This is a genomic window from uncultured Algoriphagus sp. (genome assembly GCF_963974365.1).
Taxonomy (GTDB): domain Bacteria; phylum Bacteroidota; class Bacteroidia; order Cytophagales; family Cyclobacteriaceae; genus Algoriphagus.
Genome location: NZ_CAXBBX010000002.1, coordinates 164,256 through 182,428, shown reverse-complemented (window position 1 = coordinate 182,428; position 18,173 = coordinate 164,256). Strand labels below are relative to the sequence as shown.

Genomic DNA, 18,173 nt, shown 5'->3' with positions numbered 1-18,173 from the left:
GCTTTTACTAAATATAAAGTTCTCCTTTTACTTTTTTGACTTTAGCTACATATTCCTTGATCTGCTGCTCGTTTTCTTTTTTGCAGATAAGTAAAGCATCAGGTGTATTGACTATGATCAGATCTTCCAATCCACCAATCACCATCAGTTTCTTTTCATTGGAGTGAACCAGACATCCTTTGCTATCTACCAGAATTGCACTTGAACTATTGCTGGCATTCATTTCTTCATCTTTACTAAAGTTGTCATAGGCGCTATTCCATGTGCCCAAATCATTCCAAGAGAAATCTGAGGGAATAACGAAGACGTTGTTTGCTTTTTCCATGATGGCGTAATCAATGGAAGTAGAAGGACATTTTGAGTAAATTCTTTGGATTGACTCCGCTTCAAATTCTGTATTTAGAAAGGCTAATTCAGCGTCAAACAAGTCATACATATACTGAGAATGCTCCCAGAATGCACTCACAATATCTTCAGCTTTCCATATAAAAATCCCTGAATTCCAGAGGTAGTTACCCTTGTCGAGGAAAGCCATGGCGGTAGGAAGATCTGGCTTTTCGGTAAAACAGTTCACCTTGGAAATATCATTTTTACCGTCCTTATATTCGATATAACCAAAACCAGTATTAGGATGAGTAGGCTTTATCCCTAACGTAACAAACGCATAATTATCAGAAGTATAGTTGAGTGCTTGTAAACAGGTGTCTCTAAAAAGATCAAGATCTCCAATCAGGTGATCGCTAGGTGCAACGATCATATTAGCATTTGGATTCATTTTCTTCAACTTGAAGGAAATATAGGCCACACAGGCAGCTGTGTTTTTGCGAGCCGGTTCAGCTACAATGTTTTCAACTGGAAGACTTGGTAGTTGCTGTTGGACGATATCCGAATAGTCTGCAGAGGTCACCACGAAGATATTCTCTTCAGGAATGAAGCTTGCAAAACGTTCATAGGTAGATTGGATCAACGTTTTTCCAGTGTTTAGGATATCCAAAAATTGCTTAGGATAGGATGTTTTGCTCACAGGCCAAAATCTGCTTCCCACTCCTCCAGCCATGATTGCGACGTAATGGTTTTGATTTTTCATAAGGCTCTTTTTATTAGTTAAGTGGTTATGATTAATTCTGATGTAGGACAAATTTTGATTTCTTATTGTCCCAGATGCTCTTTGGTTTGCTCTTCACTTGGTAATGGTAGTAAAGTCCTAAAAGCTGAAGAGGTATTTTGATGGTGTCTTTCAATTTCAACCTGGAATCACCCACCTCTGACCAGTGTAGAAGAGGGTATTCCAATACACCTCTTTGCAAAGTGGTTTTACCAAATTTCTCTTGAAGTCTCAAGAAGATTTCCACATCAAAAAGCCAAGGTGTTTGGAATTGATTCTTGAATAAAAAAGGAACTAAGTTTCGTTGGAAAATTTTTGCTCCGCATTGCGTATCCTGAAAGTTTGCTTTCAAAATGGTTTTAATGATTTTTTTGATCACTGTGCTTGCCAAAGAGCGGCTATCATCACGGTTGATTTCTGCACCTAAGCGTTGAATTCTGCTCCCGACAATTGCTCCGAACTTAGGATGATTTTCTTTGTATTTGGCCATGAGCAACCATTCTTCAGGAGTAGTAGCTAGATCGGCATCTAAAAAGCCAATTAATTTTGAATCGTAATTTTTATGAACAAACAACATTCCTTGCCTCACAGCTTCTGACTTCCCCCCATTCTGCGCCATATCTACGACTACAATATTGTTTGGACTTTCGGTTTGTATGCCGCGCAGCACTGCAAGTGTTTTGTCTTTACTTCCATCATTTACCAAGCATAGCAAAACTTCAGGATGATGCTGTGCGAAGTTTTTGAATTCCTCATAGGCAAATCTACTTTCCTCATTGTAGCAGGGAACTACAATTGCGTATTGATGCTGAATTTGTGGTGAGTAGTTAAGCGCATTTTGTAGTAATTGATCAATGCTGCTTGCTTGCGAGTTAGTATGTATTGATTTCATATCGAGTTGTTTTTCTGTGTGCCAATACTTTTGCAAACTGATAGCCATTTTTGTAAATGTCTGTAAATCAGTAGTTAATATTATTTTGGTAACTGAAGGATTTCCATATTTTGGAAAATATTCCAGAAAACGTATCGCTGCTTGATTCTTTTTGTAAATTATGGGAAGATTAAAAAGCTATGAGCCAGTTTAAAATTTTCATCGTTGAGGACGATCCTTGGTATGGGCAGATTCTTCAATACCACATGAGTCTCAACCCCGATTATGAGGTAGAGCTTTTTTCCACAGCAAAGGATTGTCTTGCCAAACTCCAGGAAAAGCCGGATTTGATCACGGTTGATTTTTCCTTGCCTGATATGACAGGAGATAAGTTATTCCAGAGGATTAAAGATTTCAATCCTAGTATTCCGGTAGTGGTCATCAGTTCTCAGGAAGATATAAGTGTGGCGGTTAATCTACTTAAAGCAGGAGTGAGTGATTACCTGGTAAAAGATGAGGCCACCAAAGATCTTCTTTGGAATAGTGTTATCAAGATCCGAGAAAATCAATCGTTGAAGCAGGAAGTAGAAACACTGAAAGAAGAATTGGGCCATAAGTTTTCTTTTGAGAAGAGCATCCTAGGTACCAGTCCAGCGCTAAAAAGGATCTTTAAGCTCATAGAAAAATCCATTCGTACGAATATCAATGTATCAATTACCGGAGAAACGGGAACAGGTAAAGAGGTGGTGGCAAAGGCCATACATTATAACAGTGAGCGCAAGAAAAAGAATTTCATAGCCGTCAATATGTCCGCGATTCCTAAAGATCTGGTGGAAAGTGAATTGTTTGGATATGAGAAAGGTGCATTTACTGGTGCAATGACCCGGAAGATTGGGAAGTTTGAGGAAGCGAATGGAGGTACAATTTTTTTGGATGAAATAGCTGAGATGGATTTGAATCTTCAGTCTAAGTTGCTCAGAGTGCTTCAAGAAAGAGAATTGACAAGAGTAGGAGGAAACGAATCTGTGAAGTTAGATGTGAGGATACTCACTGCAACCCATAAAAATTTGTCGGAGGAGGTGCGAAAAGGGAATTTCAGGGAAGATTTATTCTTCAGAGTGATGGGTTTGCCAATTGAACTGCCGCCTTTACGGGAAAGAGGAGCTGATATTCTAATATTAGCTAAGCATTTTATTGGCGAATTTGTCAAGAGTAATAAGATTGCTCCCTTGTCACTAAGTCCCGATGCAAAAGAGAAACTGATGAATTATCACTATCCAGGGAATGTTCGGGAATTAAAAGCTTTGATAGATTTGGCTGCTGTGATGGCAGACTCCAATGAAATTGTGGCGGATGATATTAGCTTTTTTTCACTTCAGCGAGAGCAGTCATTTTTGATGGAAAATAAAACACTGAGGCAGCATACCTGTGACATTGTAATTCATTACCTTAAAAAATGTAATAAGGATGTAGTAGAAACTGCGCGGGTATTGGATATAGGTAAAAGTACTATTTATAAAATGATAAAAGAGGGAGAAATAGCATTAGAGCAAGTCTAGAATCTGGAAAATATTTCCATATTCTGGAATATTTAAGGGGTAACTAGTTCATAAACCTTTAAGAATTCATTTGAAGGAAGTATTTATTTATGGCTTGATTTTCCATTAGGCTAGGTTGTAAAAAACCGTTAAGCTATGTATGGATTAGTAAATAAGTCAATTCAGGATTTGATCACGACCAATTTTGGAATTGATAAATGGATAGCAATAAAAGAAAAAAGTGGAGTTGATATTGATTATTTTATCAGTACAGAGCCATATGATGATGCCATAACTTATCTCTTGGCCGAGGCGGCCTCTGAAGAATTGGGGATTTCTGTAGCCGATGTGCTCTTCACTTTTGGAGAGTGGTGGATATTAAAAACAGGCAATGAAAAATATGGTGGATTGATGAAAGCGGGAGGAAGTAATCTCAAAGAGTTTTTGATTAACCTACCTCTCTTTCATGACCGGATAATGTTGATTTATCCCAATCTCATGCCGCCTGAATTTAAAGTTGAAGAAGTGCAAGATAATTCTCTAGTCCTTCATTATTTCTCAGAAAGGGAAGGTTTGGTTGATTTTATGAAAGGATTGATTTCAGGCTTAGGTAAAATGTTTAATACCCCGGTTGAAATCGGTCATATAAATAGCAAGGAATCAGGTCATACCCATGAAGTATTTAAAGTGAGTTGGTGAATAAAGAAAACATACATATAGAAATCACAAAAAGTCATCTTGACAAGACTTTTCCCTTTCATTTTGCTCTAAATAAAGAGGGGCTTGTACAATTTTTTGGGCCAAGTATTTCCAAGATGATGGGTGATCTATCAGGCTTGTACTTTGATGATTTATTTGTAATCGATAGACCAAAGGATATTAAATTTGATTTTCAACTCCTATGCAAAATGCATGATAGAGCATTTTTGCTGAAAGCCATAAATCCAAAGGCTACACTTTTTAGAGGTCAATTTGAACATTTTGGCACTGATGATCTTCTGCTTTTTTTGGGCTCTCCCTGGTTTAGTTCCATAGAGGAATTGGCTTACAATGACCTAGCAATTTCAGACTTTGCACCATTGGATCCTTTAGTGGACTTACTTCATTTGATTAAAAATCATGAGCTCGTCACCTCAGATCTAAAGGAACTGATAAGTACCATGACAGAGCAGAAAGAACGTTTGGAAGAACTCTCCTATGTGGCGAGTGCTAATTCGGACGGTATTCTTTTCATGAATGAAAAGGGATTTATTACCTATGTTAATGAAGGGTACCTAAGGCAGACAGGTTATGATGCGAAGGATGTGCTAGGAAAGTTTCCTTTAGAAATAGGTAGAGGTGAGGAAACTGCGAAAATAGAGCTTGATAGCATGCTGACTTCTTTCTTTAACAAGGAGCAGTTTAAGATCGAATTAAAGCATTATAGAAAAAACGGAACTTGGTTTTGGGCTAGGATAAATGGGCAGGCCATCCACAACAAATCAGGCAAGTTTGTTCATTATTTTACACAGGTAGAAGATGTCACAGAAGAGAAAAATTCCCAGAATAAAATCCTGGAATTTGAGCAAGTATATAGAAAAGTACTGGAGTTCTCTGGTGATAATGTTTGGGAATTGGAATTCAGAGAAGGGAAAACATTCTTTGCTTACAAAGCAGAGAATTTTAAAGGACTGGAATTTAACGAACTTGAAAACTCCGGGAAAAAATGGTTTTCTCAACTTCACCCAGATGATCAACACTTACTGATAGAAAACGAACTTAATTATAAAAGCGGAAAAATCTCCTCACACCAACTCGAATATAGAATTCTCAATGAGGCTGGTGAGGTGAAATGGGTCAAAGACCGTGGCATAGTGATCGAAAGAACCAGTACCGGTTTGCCTGTTAAAATCATTGGAACGCATTCAGATATCACAGAGCAGAAGAATTCTGAGAAGGAACTTCTCAATGTAAATAAAAAGCTCGGTAGTGTTCTAAATGAGCTTCGGGATGTGATTTGGTCAGTTTCCTACCCGGAAATGGATGGGGTGTTTTTCACTCCTTCGGTGGAAGAATTGTTTGAAATAGATATGGATACCATCCTTAACGATACAAGTTGGTGGAGAGAAACAGTTCATCCGGAAGATTCGGGTGTGATGGAAGATATAGTACGAGAGATCGAGGTAAACAGGGAATATGTAAAAGAGTATAGAATCATTACTCCTTCAGGGAAGCTGAAGTGGGTACAGAATAAAGGGAAAATTATCTTCGAAGATGGAATCCCAGTCCGACTAAATGGTATTTTGGTCGATATTACTGCACATAAAAACACCGAAACTTTACTTGAAGCTCAGGAGAAGCTGAAGAATATTTTAATTGAGATTTCATCAACTTACATCAATATTGACCTTAAAGAAGTAGATGAAAAGGTCAATAATTCGCTGAAAAGAATAGGCCAGTTTGTATATGCTGATCGGGCATATATTTTCAGCTACAATCTAAAAGAAAATACCTGTAGCTGTACCCATGAATGGTGTGCTGAGGGCATCTCGGAAGAAATAGAAAATACTCAGAATGTTCCCTTGGAGTATGTGCCTCAATGGATCAATGCTCATGCAAAAGGGGATCCATTTATCGTAGAAAACACCTCCTCATTGAAGGAGCAGGGAATGGATGGTCTTTATGAAATATTGGAGCCTCAGGGAATCAAAAGTTTAATTGCTATCCCGATGATGTATAATGATGAGCTCCTAGGGTTTGTGGGGTTTGATTCGGTACGTAATCAGCATTCTTATTCTCAAAAGGAAATAGAGCTTTTATTTGTTTTCGCACAGATGCTGGTTAACGTACAAAGAAGAGAGCAAACAGAGGTCAGAATAGTCAAGCAAGAAGAAAAATTTAGAAATATCATTACCAACATGAATTTAGGGTTGTTGGAAGTGGATTTGGATGAAAAAGTATTGCATGCCAATCAGACTTTTTGCAGTATGGCTGGCCAGAAAATTGAAGATTTAATTGGTAGGAAAGCTACGGATTTGCTTTTGGATGATGCTTCTAAAGAAGTATTGCAGCAAAAGTCAAACAGCAGAAAATCAGGAATATCTGATTCGTATGAATTAAGGTATAGAAGGCCCAATGGAGAATATCGCTGGTGGCTGATCAGCGGAGCCCCGAACTACAATGACAAAAATGAACTAATTGGGTCCATAGGAATTCATTTGGATATTACTGCTCAGAAAGGATTGGAGGAAGAACTAATCCGTCAGCGAGAAGATGCTGAAAAGTCTAAAAGAGCGAAGGAGATTTTCTTTGCAAACATGAGTCATGAGATCCGAACCCCTATGAATGCCATAGTGGGAATGGGAGAGCAATTGGCTAAAACCTCACTAAACCAGCAACAGGAAAGATACATTTCAGCCATACAAAACTCAGCAAACCATCTGATGGTGATCATCAAAGATATATTGGATCTGTCCAAGCTGGAAGCAGGGAAGCTGAATATAGAGGCAATAGGTTTTAACCTACATGAATTATTGGATCATATAGTTGGGATGATGATAGCGCGGGCGGAAAGTAAAGGATTGGATTTTTCCATACCGGAAAAAGACACCAAAATAAGTGAGGTGCTAATTGGTGATCCGATTCGAATCAGCCAGATACTGCTTAACCTGCTATCTAATGCAATCAAATTTACTGAAAAAGGTAGGGTAACTATTCAAAGTGAGCTTATCGAGGATACCTATTCTCAGCAAAAAATTGCATTACGAGTCAGTGACACCGGAATCGGCATGGATGAGGATTTTGTAAGTAGGGGCTTTGAAAAATATGAACAGGAGGATTCTACCATTACCCGAAAATATGGAGGAACTGGACTTGGATTAAGCATTACTACTGAGCTAGTGAACCTCATGGGTGGTAAGATGACAATAGACACAAAGAAAGGTAAGGGAACTAATATTTCCGTCTTTCTTACACTATTAAAAGGAGACGTGAAGGATCTGCCCTCGATTGTTCCCAAGGACATTGACTTTGATTTAATTAAAGGAAAGAAAATACTTGTGGTAGATGACAATGAATTTAACCGCTTGTTGGCATCAACCGTGTTGGAGCAGTACCAAGTCGTAATCGGGGCTGCAGTCAATGGTAAAGAAGCGGTAGAACAAGTACAAAAAAACCACTATGATTTAATTTTAATGGATATGCAAATGCCCGTAATGGATGGAGTGATGGCTACCAAAATCATTCGGGAAGAACTAAAATCCAATATTCCAATCATCGCGTTAACTGCTTTTGCGATGAAGGACGATCAGGAAAAATATATGGCAAAAGGTATGAATGCCTTTTTAGCGAAGCCTTTTCAAGAAGATGACCTCCTACATATTATATCTAAATTATTGGGGGATGAAAAAGGAAATGATTTTCTTATTGAATCTGAAAACGAAGAAGTCATAGAACCGCAAAAATCATGGTATAGTCTTCAAGGGTTGGAGGCTATTGCTAATGGAAATACTGATTTTATAAGTAAAATGATGACTCTTTTTCAGGATACAGTAACCTCAACTATTATAGAGATAAACACTGCATTTAAAGCAAAAGATTACGATGAAGTTAGAAAACTTGTTCACCGAATAAAGCCATCTATCAAGATGCTCCAAATTCAAGAAATAGCTGCGGAAGTCAGTGAACTGGAAAATGAAATAGTAGAACAAAAAGACTCAGAGAGAATGTCATATCTGCTGTCCCATATCATTGAGGTATTGGAACGGGTCACTCGTGATATCAAAGCTAAAGGATATTGAACCAACTAAGAGGGTTGAATTTTTTGTATGTGGTAAAAAGCCAAATCCAGATATTAGAATAATTTTCCAAAAAATGGAAAATATTTATTTAAGAAGTGCCTCTAAATCTATATAGAGGCACTTTTTGGTTTTGGCCTCAGTTTGGCAAATAGCTGTTGTAAATAAACAGCTATGAAAAACATTCAAACATTCCCCGCATTTATCGTAGACGACGATCCATTCTGGACAGCAATTTTGAAGCAGATTCTTACCGGTATCGGTTTCACTGACATACACACTTTTGAAGACGGACAAACCTGCATGGATCAGATTCATCTTAATCCAAGATTAGTCTTTTTGGATTATCAAATGGAAAATTCTGATGGGCTCGATATCCTAAAGAAGATCAAAGCTTATTACCCAGGTATAGAAGTGGTTTTTTGCACAGCCTTGGAAAACCTTGAAGTAGCTCTTACTGCTATAGAATATGGTTCAGTAGAATACTTGCTGAAAAGTAACGTGACAGAGCAATCAGTCAAAGAAATCGTAGCCAATTTTCAATCCAGTCAAGTAGCCTAAATCACTAATATATGCCATTTACATTTTCTCATCCAGCAGCTATTCTTCCTTTTACTAAAACTTCCTCACGTCTATCCCAGACTGGTTTAGTAGTAGGAAGTATTGTGCCTGATCTTGAATTTTATTTCAAGTTGAGATTGGGTGAGAATATCGGGCATACACCTTTGGGTATTTTACTTTTTGATTTACCAGTAGCATTCTTAGTAGCTTTTGTATTTCATACACTTGTGAAATATCCTTTTTATAAGGCTAGCCCAGCATGGTTTCAGTCAAAAGTAAATCACATACTGAATTATAATTGGGTTTGGATTTTACAAAAAAGAATATGGATAGTTGTTATTTCTATTTGTATAGGTGTAGGTACCCATTTGCTTTTTGATGGCATGACTCATCACGATGGGTGGATGGTGGTTCTATTCCCCGCTTTCACTCAAAAAATCAGTTTTCTAAATTTTACTTTGCCAATCTATGATATGCTGCAATACAGCTTAAGTTTATTAGGATTGTATGGTTTATTCTCATTTTGGCAGAGTTTGGAAAAAAGGATCATTTTGGTTCCAAAAGATGATAGTACAAAACAATTTTGGATGCTGACATTACTAGGCGCAGTATTGGCTATTGCATGTAGAATTTTCTTTTTCCCAGAATTCATTTCCTTTTGGGACGGTTTTATGATGAGCGTAGGTGCATTCCTTTACGGGATCGTTTTCGCTTCTTTAATTGAATTTATTCAAATCAAGGTATCAGGCAGTAATAGCCAAAGAGATGAATTTATCAATTCCAGAGGTGCTGATCCAAGGTTCAAAAGAAGAGCCCTTTTTGTAAAGCAGGATAAATCTTTTGGAATGTTCGGCAAGGGTGTAATGCATGTGGATCACTTCATTGACAAAACCAAGGTCGTTTTCCTCCAAACCTCTTATATCAAGGTAAACCAAGTCGAAATCACTAGCAGTAATGTCACTCAATCTGCTCCTGAGAGTTTCAGTAGCACTTCCTTTGGCTTCACCACTGATTTCCACTTTAAGAGCGGGTTTGTTTTCTCCTGTAATCAAAAAATCACTGAGTGTTATTTCCATTTTCGTAAGGGTTTTGAGAAATATATTAATACTGCTTTTAAACTTATAGGTTTTTTAGCAATTATTTTGTCTCCATTTGCAGCAAATGCACAAGACTCTGCCCTAGATCCAGCCAAGAGAGAGCAGTATATTAACCAGGCAACTCAGCTCAGATCTGAGGAGAATTATGGAGGAGCTATTGCTCAGCTGGATAGTATTCTTAACCATAATGAGAAGGATGCTCAAATCTTGCTCTTCAAAGGAGACCTTTGTTTGCAGAAGCAGGATTTTAACCAGGCTGTGGATGTCTATTCCAAATTAGTTCCCTTGGATTACGAGCGCACCATCGCGCAGGTGAATCTTTCTTACGCACTTTTTATGAGTAAAAAGCCTTCTAAAGCTTTGAGCGCTGCATATGATGCATGGGATCAGGACCGATCAAGCAAAAATGCTGTAGTAAACTATTTTAATGCACTTCTCTGGAATGTAAAAACCAAGGATGCTGAAGCATTCCTTGAAGAAAATTTGAGCATCGTGGATCCTGATCAAGTACTAGTGATGAAAGCTAGGTTATCTACTACTGCAGGGAATTATTCTGACGGGTTAGCCTATTACGATACCTTGGTGCAGAAATATCCAAAAGCACCTTACATCCAAGAGTTTGCCGAGGTAATGATAGGGAAAAAGCAATGGGGTAATTCTCAAGCGTTAGTTGATGAATATGATTCAACTTTATCAGTATCCCAAAAACAAAGAATAGAAGGTCTTTTGAATCAAGGCAAAACCCAATCTGCTGGAATTGAAGTGGGGTATTTTGCAGATGTGGCTAAAAACACGAGAACTGAGCAGTCAATCTTCTGGCAAAACCAATTCAGTGCGCCTGTTCACGTTGGGGTGAGAGTAGGAGCTAATCAAGTGAAAGATGCTACAAATCAAGTGACGAAAAGTACATTTGTGGCTGCCTCAGTAAGTCGTGTATGGAGCCCAGCTTGGCAAAGTAGAGCTGAAATTATGGTACAGCAGATCTCTCCGGAAGAAGTAGATTCTTTTACCGGAGTAACTGGAAAGTTTGAAACGAAATACCAACCAAATGACAGAAGAATGTTCGGATTGAATTATAGCTCTGACATTCTCAATTTCACCGCTGACCTCTTAGGAAAAGATATCAGAAGCCACAACCTAGGCTATGTAACTCACTTAATGTTGGATGGAAAAACAGGTTTCTACTCTCAGGGGAGTTTTGGAATGCTAAATGACCAGAACAGCAGAATCCAGTTTTTTGGATCTGTATATAGGTTGTTACGTACAGAGCCAACATTGAAAACAGGAGTGAATTTCTCAGCTTTAAGTTTCACGGACTCTGAAACCACTTTATACTTCGCTCCAGAGCAATTCTTGAGTACAGAGATATTTGTGGATTTTAGTACTCCGATGCCTTTAATTTCCAAATTAGCATTGAAAGTACAAGCTGCTGCAGGGCTTCAACAAATAGAGCATCTCGGCTGGGATCCTTCCTTTAGAGCCGAGGCAGAATTCAATTACCGATTCAACGGGTATGATTTAGGACTGAAAGGTCAATTCAGCAACGTGGCAGCATCTTCTGGAACTGGCTATAAATTTCAATATTTCACTTTCAGAGTGAGTAAAAGTTTTTAATAAAAGGAGATAAAGTTGCTTTACACCCACCCTCTGTTTGGATCTAAACTTCCGGCAGAGGGTTCTGCTTTCTTTATGATTTGCAGGTTATATGTTGATTTTTAGGCTTTATTTTATAGTTGTTTTGTTACTTCCCGATACAGAAATTCCTAAAAATGTTCTCCAGCAGGTCATCAGTGGTGATTTCTCCTGTGATCTCACCAAGGAAATGTAGGGAGCGGCGGATGTCCATGGCCACAAAGTCATTAGTTACTTCGTTGTCTAATCCATCCAGAATATCCAGTAAGGACTCACGGGTTTTGACTAAGGAATCGTAATGGCGTACGTTGGTTACTACCGTATTTCCTGTTCTGAATTTATCCAGATTCACCAGTACAAGAATCCGTGCCTTGAGATCTTCCAGGTTTTCTTTTTGCCCTGCAGAGATAAAAATAGTATCAGGGTGCTTTTCTTTTAACTCACTAATTAACTGTGTATTACCTTTATCTACCTTATTCGCAACTTTTAAGAAAGGGACGCCTTGATTTTCCAGTTTATTTACATCACGATTGATCTCTACCAAGTCTGTATCACCCAAATCAAAGAGGTACAATATCAAGGATGCGGACTTCATTTTCTCCTGAGTTCGGCTGACGCCTATGGCTTCAATGGTATCAGTTGTCTCTCGTAACCCCGCGGTATCTATAAAGCGGAAGATTACTCCGCCTATATTAATTTCGTCTTCGATGAAGTCACGAGTAGTACCCGCGATCTCCGAAACGATTGCTTTTTCCTCATTGAGTAGGGCATTGAGTAGGGTGGACTTTCCGGCATTTGGCTTTCCGGCGATCACCGTAGGCACACCATTTTTGATCACATTTCCCAGATCAAAACTCAAGATCAATTCTTCCACCACACGAAGTAAGCGCTCCACAAGGGCTCTCAATTCTTTCCGACTAGCAAACTCCACATCCTCCTCACCAAAATCCAACTCCAATTCTATCATTGAAGCGAAATGAATCAGACGGGATCTAAGCTCTTGTATTTCAGAACTGAATCCACCACGCATCTGGCTTAGTGCAGCTTGATGTGAAGTTTCAGAATCGGCATGAATCAGATCGGCTACAGCTTCAGCTTGCGCCAGATCGAATTGTCCGTTCAGAAATGCCCGCTGAGTGAATTCTCCAGGCTTAGCTGGACGCGCACCTTTGCGAATAAATAATTTGAGAACTTGATTGATAATATAGGAGGAGCCGTGAGTGGAGATTTCCACCACGTTTTCCTTGGTAAATGATTTGGGAGCAATGAAAAGAGAAACCAAGACTTCATCGATGATTTTTTCTCCATCACGGATGGTACCAAAATGTATCGTGTGAGATTCCTGTTTTTCCAGATTTTTCCCAAAAAAGACCTCGTTCGTTAGTTGGATAGCTTCTTTGCCGGAGAGGCGGATCACTGCAATAGCTCCAACTCCCTGAGGAGTGGCCAATGCTATGATTGTATCATTTTGCTCGGAAAGTGAAAAACTCATTTTGTACCAAATCCATTATGAATGATCTGACCTAATCCATCCAGAAATTCCGCTGGCTGTCTATAGCCCGGCATTTGGGTGATATTTTTTAAAGTGGGATCTATAATCACAAAGTTTGGATAGGACTGAACACGCATAGCTGCTGCCATTTTTGCTTCAGAGTATTTCTTTCCTTTGAAGTCAAATTCGCGCTTGTTGTCCTCAGCATTCATTTTCACAGCGTAAAATTTCTCATTGATGTACTTTATGACATCTGGATCCGTGAAGGTTTCCTTGTCCATTTTTTTGCACCAGCCACACCAGTCAGTATATACATCCACTAAAAGCATTTTTGGATTTGCTTCTGTAGCGGCCACAGCCTCCTCAAATTTCAGCCATTCTATTTTTTCCTGTGCTTGCACAAAATTGGCAGTGAGTAAAAGAAGGCCTATGAATACTAATTTTTTCATCTTTTTGTATTATCAATTCTCCAACGGCTCAATGGAAGTGGAAGTTCCGAAAAGCAAATTAGGTTTAATGCTTTTAACTAAAGCACTTCCTAAGAATACTACTCCGGCCACGGCAACCATCATTCCAGCTATGGAGCTATCCACCAAGTATGCCATATAATATCCCGCTATTGCGATAAAAATACCTAATGTACAGGTAAGTTTAATGAGCGAGGTTAATTTTTTAGTCCATAGGAAAGCTGTAGCAGGAGGGACCACCAAAAGAGCAACCACTAAAATAGCTCCAACGGCTTCAAAGCTACTTACCGTGGTATAGGACACCATACTCATCAGCGCAAGGTTAATTGCTCCAGCAGGAAGTCCAATAACCAAACCAAAGTTTTCATCGAAACTTGTCAGCGTTAACTCCTTATATAATAGGAATATAAAGGTACTTACCAAAACTAAATTCAAGACCGCTAAATAGGTGATTCTAGGGCCCATACTGAAGCCTGCTTTTGTGATCCAAAGGTCAATCGGCAGGTAGGCAATCTCTCCATAAAGCACACATTCCTGATCAAGGTCCACCTTGTAGGCAAGCATATTGATCAGGATAATTCCTACTGCAAATAGCAGTGTAAATGTGATTCCTATGGATGCATCTAGCTGCACTTTAGCTTTGTTTTTCAACCAATTGATAATCAGCGTTGCTAAAATACCAAGGAGGCCAGCTCCTATAATAACTTCCAGCCCTCGCTGACTTCCTGATACAAAGAAGCCAATTACAATTCCGGGAAGCACTGCATGAGAGATGGCATCTCCCGTCATAGACATTTTGCGAAGCATCATAAATACACCCAGCAGCCCACAGGAAATGGAGATGATCGAGGCGGTTAGAATGATTAGAAATGCGTTTTGGTCAAAGCTCATCGTTGTCGCGGGGGATAGTCTCCTGGTGAGGATCGAGTTTAGGATAATTTAGCCTGTTCTCCAGCAAAGCTTCAAGTTCAGGGGTAAGTATATGTTCTAGCTTTTCGGCAGAATCATGCACGTGATCCGGGGCAATATTCATGTACTCATTGAGGTAAAGTTCCCAAAGTCTGTGTAATCTCACGATTCGCTTTGCTTCTGATTTTCCTTCTGTAGTGAAGTCTATAAAACCTTGATTATTAATCAATAAATTAGATTTGATTAAATCATCAATAGTTTGCTTTGTTTCACGCTTTTTGTAGGGAAAGGACTGATAGATTTCCTCTATAGGGAAGGAACTCTGACCTTTTTCTGTTCCGTGGAAAATTGCTTTTAGTATGTGATCTTGATTCGTTTTTTTCAAGTAATACCTTCTGGCAATGAAGCGGGAAAGCACTCCTTTTTTTGGTGCGAAAAGAAAAGAAATGAAAGCGAAAAGAGAAAGGAATACTACTACCCATGGACCTGTTGGCATCTGTGGAATCACAAAGGAAACGAAGGTGCCCATGATTCCGGAAACTGCTGAAAATGCTCCAGCTATCAACAAAAGCTTGCCGAGCTTATCTGTCCAGAACCTGGCAGCAGCTCCGGGAGCGATCAGCAAGGCTGCCATCAACACAACTCCTATAGCTTGGATTCCAATCACTACGGCCAAAATCATCAGTACATTAAATATCAAGCGAATCGCACCCATCGGGTAACCTATTGATTTTCCAAAGTCAGCATTGAATACCAGCATGGAGAATTCCTTGCGGAATGCTGAGAGTGTAATGATGATCAGTACAGCTAAACCTCCATAGATATAGAGATCTTCTTCCAGAATGGCGATTGCATTTCCGAAAATAAACTGATTAAGTCCTGCCATTTCCGGGTTGCCTGATTTTTGAATTACGGTGAGCAGAACAACTCCGAATCCAAAGAAAATGGATAGGATAGAGGCGATGATGGCATCGTCACTTAGCCTGGTGTTACTTTTCAACCAAGAAGTAAGAAAGGTAGCCAATGCGCCGGATAGAAATGCACCGGTTACTATGTATATGGGATTCTTTTCCCCCGCCAGCATAAAGCCCAAGCAAATACCTGGAAGTACCGCATGGGAAATCGCGTCTCCGAGCAGAGCTTTTTTGTCAAGGAAACTATAGGTTCCTACATAGGCAGATCCTATCCCCAAAAGGGTAATCCCAATCACCACAAAAGCAATGGATGCATCCTGAAAAGTAAAGAAATAGACAAAATCGCTCATATCAGCTTTTCAAAGGATTGAAGTCTTTCTGTCGAATAATATCGGTGACCTTGGTAAGCAGGTTTAGTTTTCCTCCATACGTTTTTCTAAGTAGCTCCTCTGTGACCACTTCTGCTTTTGGGCCTGATGCTACCAAATGCAGGTTTAGCATAATGATCCAGTCGAAGTAGTTCATAGCAGAATGGATGTCGTGATGTACCACGATGACGGTCTTACCTGCTGCGGTCATTTCTTGCAATAGCTTGAAAATGGCAGTTTCCGTTGCCATATCTACTCCGGCAAAAGGTTCGTCCATCAAATACAGATCTGCTTCCTGAGCCAAAGCTCTCGCGATGAAAACCCGCTGCTGCTGACCTCCAGAAAGCTCAGATATTTGTCTGTTCACAAAAGATTGCATTCCGACTTTCTCCAGGCAATCCATGGCGATTTTCTTTTCCTTTTTTCCAGGTCTACGGAAAAGTCCAAGTTTACCGTAAGTCCCCATCATCACCACATCAAGCACAGAAGCAGGGAAATTCCAATCCACCGATTCCCGCTGAGGTACATAGCTAATTCGGCTCCTGACATCGTTTAACTCCCGGTCAAAAATCTTCACGTATCCGCCAGTCACAGGAACCAAGCCCATAATTGCTTTGATGAGCGTGGATTTACCTGCGCCGTTAGGACCAAGTATTCCGATTAGTTTCCCAGCTGGAAGGCTCAAGTCCACATTCCAAAGAACCGGACTTTGATCATAACTAACAGTCAGATCATGTATTTCTAAAATAGGTGATTCTACGTTTATAATCATTTCGTAAGGCTTTCAAAAATTACTTGAACATTGGTTTTCACCATTCCTATGTAGGTACCGGCTGGAGATTCTGGAGCTCCCAAACTATCTGTATACAATGGGCCAGCCAGTTTAATTTCGTGATTTTGATTTGCACAGCCAGCGACCACAGCTTCTATAGCTTTTGGAGAGATCGTCTGCTCTGCAAACACCGCACGGATATTTCGTTCCACTATAAAACTTACCAGGCCTGTCAGATCTCTAAGTCCAGGTTCACTCAAAGTAGAAAGACCCTGAAGTCCCAAAACCTCCAAGTCATAAGCTCTTCCAAAATAAGAGAAGGCATCGTGCGCAGTGATGAGCGCTTGATTGGCTTGGCGAAGCTGCGCCACCTTGGTAAGGTTGTCCTGATGCAAGGAAGCTAATTGGGAAAGGTAGTCTTCTGTGTTTTTGTTGACTACTGATTTCCACTCTGGCTGCCATTTGATAATTTCTTTCGCGCCGTGCTCCAGTGCCAAAGACCACAGTGACACGTCAAACCAGATGTGAGGATCTACGGAGTGAGCTTCAGGTCCAGATCTTAAAAGTAAGTCCTGAGGAATCTCTTCAGAGACGTTTATCAGGTTTTGGCTGAAGGCAAGTTTCTCAAAGATCTCCGTCATTTTTCCTTCCAGAAAAAGGCCGTGGTAAATGACTAAATCTGCATTCTGAAGTAAATCCAAATCCCGGACAGAGGCCTTGTATAAATGCGGATCCACACCCGCCGGCATAAGAGAAACTACGTCCGCGTTTTCTCCCACGATGTTTCTAATTCCGTCAGCGAGAATACTTGTGGTCGCTACGATTTGTGGCTTCGATCTTTCTTCCTTGTTTTCGAATTTGCATGCAAAGGAGAGGAGCGAGATAGTCAGTATGAGTAGGTAGTTTCTCATGATTGAATTGCCAGAATATTTGCTGCGACATCCTTAGACATAAAGAGCGTTTTCTTCTGATCAACGAGAATTTCCATTGACCCATCAAACTCTACTTTATCCAAAATCTTGATTCTCGCTCCGATGTAAGCACCAACTTTATCGAGGTATTTTAAGAAGGCTGCAGAGCTGTCTTTGACTGCTACGATTTGACCTGAAGAATCAATTTCCATTTCATTCAATGCTAGTCTCGGTCTAGCTTTTACATCTCCAAATTCATCTGGAATGGGATCGCCATGCGGGTCGAATTTGGGGTAGTTCAGGAACTCATCCAGGCGCTGAATCAGTAGGGGGGATTGTATATGTTCTAGCTCCTCTGCTACCTCGTGAACTTCGTCCCATGCGAACTGTAATTTGTCCACCAAAAACACTTCCCAGAGTCTATGTTTTCTGATCGTGTTAAGCGCTCTTTTTTTACCTTCTTCAGTGATGTTTACTCCATAATACTTCCGGTATTCTATCACCTCTTTATCTCCTAGTTTTCTTAGCATGTCAGAGACGGATGCTGGTTTGGTTTTCATCTCTGCCGCCACGTCGTTGGTGGATACGCTTTTGGTTCCACCGTCCGATAGGTGATAGATCGCTTTCAAGTAATTCTCCTCAGCTGTGGTTAAGACCATGTTGTTACAATTAGTGGCATGACAAATATAAAAATTAATTTAGATATAGCTAAAAATATTTTCCATATAGGCTAAATCAGGTGTGGACAACCTATTTTCAAT

Annotated in this window: 14 protein-coding genes; 5 read left to right on the top strand and 9 right to left on the bottom strand. The window is 39.7% G+C overall.

The genetic code is table 11. The annotated features are described in order from the left end of the window. Positions 1–7 precede the first annotated feature (7 nt). Together AACZ87_RS03305 and AACZ87_RS03300 are read right to left on the bottom strand one after the other, a co-directional pair. Entirely contained in the window at positions 8–1,087 is a 1,080-nt protein-coding gene (locus AACZ87_RS03305; RefSeq protein WP_339864819.1) for a mannose-1-phosphate guanylyltransferase, read from the bottom strand. A gap of 31 nt (positions 1,088–1,118) precedes the next feature. Then, positions 1,119–1,997 (bottom strand): glycosyltransferase, encoded by an 879-nt coding sequence (locus tag AACZ87_RS03300; RefSeq protein WP_339864817.1) that lies wholly within the window; start codon positions 1,995–1,997, stop codon positions 1,119–1,121. Between the two features lie 179 nt (positions 1,998–2,176). Here AACZ87_RS03300 and AACZ87_RS03295 point away from each other — a divergent pair, with 179 nt between their 5' ends. The 5 genes from AACZ87_RS03295 to AACZ87_RS03275 all read left to right on the top strand — a co-directional run bounded on the left by AACZ87_RS03295 (position 2,177) and on the right by AACZ87_RS03275 (position 11,561). After that, positions 2,177–3,535 carry a sigma-54 dependent transcriptional regulator gene (locus AACZ87_RS03295; protein ID WP_339864815.1) on the top strand — a complete coding sequence of 453 codons (1,359 nt, stop codon included), beginning with the start codon at positions 2,177–2,179 and terminating at the stop codon, positions 3,533–3,535. 135 nt (positions 3,536–3,670) lie between these two features. Beyond that, entirely contained in the window at positions 3,671–4,213 is a 543-nt protein-coding gene (locus AACZ87_RS03290) for a heme NO-binding domain-containing protein (RefSeq protein WP_339864813.1), read from the top strand. Beyond that, a complete protein-coding gene (locus AACZ87_RS03285) occupies positions 4,210–8,292 on the top strand; it encodes a PAS domain S-box protein (protein WP_339864811.1) in 4,083 nt (1,360 codons plus the stop codon). The genes AACZ87_RS03290 and AACZ87_RS03285 overlap by 4 nt, the downstream gene beginning before the upstream one ends. Before the next feature lie 171 nt (positions 8,293–8,463). Continuing rightward, the gene (locus tag AACZ87_RS03280; RefSeq protein WP_339864809.1) at positions 8,464–8,850 is read left to right on the top strand and encodes a response regulator; all 387 of its coding nucleotides are present in this window, start codon (positions 8,464–8,466) and stop codon (positions 8,848–8,850) included. Between the two features lie 11 nt (positions 8,851–8,861). Beyond that, positions 8,862–11,561 carry a DUF4184 family protein gene (locus AACZ87_RS03275; protein WP_339864807.1) on the top strand — a complete coding sequence of 900 codons (2,700 nt, stop codon included), beginning with the start codon at positions 8,862–8,864 and terminating at the stop codon, positions 11,559–11,561. A 127-nt stretch (positions 11,562–11,688) separates the two neighbouring features. Here the strand turns inward: AACZ87_RS03275 and mnmE are convergent, their stop codons facing one another. Genes mnmE through AACZ87_RS03240 form a run of 7 tightly spaced genes read right to left on the bottom strand, consistent with a single transcriptional unit; the run spans position 11,689 to position 18,071 of the window. Next, a complete protein-coding gene (gene mnmE / locus AACZ87_RS03270; RefSeq protein ID WP_339864804.1) occupies positions 11,689–13,071 on the bottom strand; it encodes a tRNA uridine-5-carboxymethylaminomethyl(34) synthesis GTPase MnmE in 1,383 nt (460 codons plus the stop codon). Further along, positions 13,068–13,520, bottom strand: a complete 453-nt coding sequence (locus AACZ87_RS03265; protein ID WP_339864802.1) for a thioredoxin fold domain-containing protein — start codon at positions 13,518–13,520, stop codon at positions 13,068–13,070. The genes mnmE and AACZ87_RS03265 overlap by 4 nt, the downstream gene beginning before the upstream one ends. Positions 13,521–13,532: 12 nt before the next feature. Beyond that, a complete protein-coding gene (locus tag AACZ87_RS03260; RefSeq protein WP_339864800.1) occupies positions 13,533–14,429 on the bottom strand; it encodes a metal ABC transporter permease in 897 nt (298 codons plus the stop codon). After that, on the bottom strand, positions 14,419–15,711 hold the full coding sequence (locus tag AACZ87_RS03255) for an iron chelate uptake ABC transporter family permease subunit (RefSeq protein WP_339864798.1): 1,293 nt from the start codon (positions 15,709–15,711) through the stop codon (positions 14,419–14,421). Before AACZ87_RS03255 ends, AACZ87_RS03260 begins: the two co-directional genes overlap by 11 nt. A gap of 1 nt (position 15,712) precedes the next feature. Next, a complete protein-coding gene (locus AACZ87_RS03250) occupies positions 15,713–16,501 on the bottom strand; it encodes a metal ABC transporter ATP-binding protein (protein WP_339864796.1) in 789 nt (262 codons plus the stop codon). Next, positions 16,498–17,412, bottom strand: coding sequence for a zinc ABC transporter substrate-binding protein (locus AACZ87_RS03245; protein ID WP_339864794.1), 915 nt, complete (start codon positions 17,410–17,412; stop codon positions 16,498–16,500). The genes AACZ87_RS03250 and AACZ87_RS03245 overlap by 4 nt, the downstream gene beginning before the upstream one ends. Continuing rightward, positions 17,409–18,071 carry a metal-dependent transcriptional regulator gene (locus tag AACZ87_RS03240; RefSeq protein ID WP_339864792.1) on the bottom strand — a complete coding sequence of 221 codons (663 nt, stop codon included), beginning with the start codon at positions 18,069–18,071 and terminating at the stop codon, positions 17,409–17,411. Before AACZ87_RS03240 ends, AACZ87_RS03245 begins: the two co-directional genes overlap by 4 nt. Positions 18,072–18,173: the final 102 nt, after the last annotated feature.

Bases quoted from the DNA above. Each gene is read 5' to 3' on its own strand.
- AACZ87_RS03295 (WP_339864815.1), top strand. From the start codon at position 2,177: ATGAGCCAGTTTAAAATTTTCATCGTTGAGGACGATCCTTGGTATGGG.
- AACZ87_RS03260 (WP_339864800.1), bottom strand. From the start codon at position 14,429: ATGAGCTTTGACCAAAACGCATTTCTAATCATTCTAACCGCCTCGATC.
- AACZ87_RS03305 (WP_339864819.1), bottom strand. From the start codon at position 1,087: ATGAAAAATCAAAACCATTACGTCGCAATCATGGCTGGAGGAGTGGGA.
- AACZ87_RS03265 (WP_339864802.1), bottom strand. From the start codon at position 13,520: ATGAAAAAATTAGTATTCATAGGCCTTCTTTTACTCACTGCCAATTTT.
- AACZ87_RS03240 (WP_339864792.1), bottom strand. From the start codon at position 18,071: ATGGTCTTAACCACAGCTGAGGAGAATTACTTGAAAGCGATCTATCAC.
- AACZ87_RS03255 (WP_339864798.1), bottom strand. From the start codon at position 15,711: ATGAGCGATTTTGTCTATTTCTTTACTTTTCAGGATGCATCCATTGCT.
- AACZ87_RS03250 (WP_339864796.1), bottom strand. From the start codon at position 16,501: ATGATTATAAACGTAGAATCACCTATTTTAGAAATACATGATCTGACT.
- mnmE (WP_339864804.1), bottom strand. From the start codon at position 13,071: ATGAGTTTTTCACTTTCCGAGCAAAATGATACAATCATAGCATTGGCC.
- AACZ87_RS03245 (WP_339864794.1), bottom strand. From the start codon at position 17,412: ATGAGAAACTACCTACTCATACTGACTATCTCGCTCCTCTCCTTTGCA.
- AACZ87_RS03300 (WP_339864817.1), bottom strand. From the start codon at position 1,997: ATGAAATCAATACATACTAACTCGCAAGCAAGCAGCATTGATCAATTA.
- AACZ87_RS03280 (WP_339864809.1), top strand. From the start codon at position 8,464: ATGAAAAACATTCAAACATTCCCCGCATTTATCGTAGACGACGATCCA.
- AACZ87_RS03275 (WP_339864807.1), top strand. From the start codon at position 8,862: ATGCCATTTACATTTTCTCATCCAGCAGCTATTCTTCCTTTTACTAAA.
- AACZ87_RS03290 (WP_339864813.1), top strand. From the start codon at position 3,671: ATGTATGGATTAGTAAATAAGTCAATTCAGGATTTGATCACGACCAAT.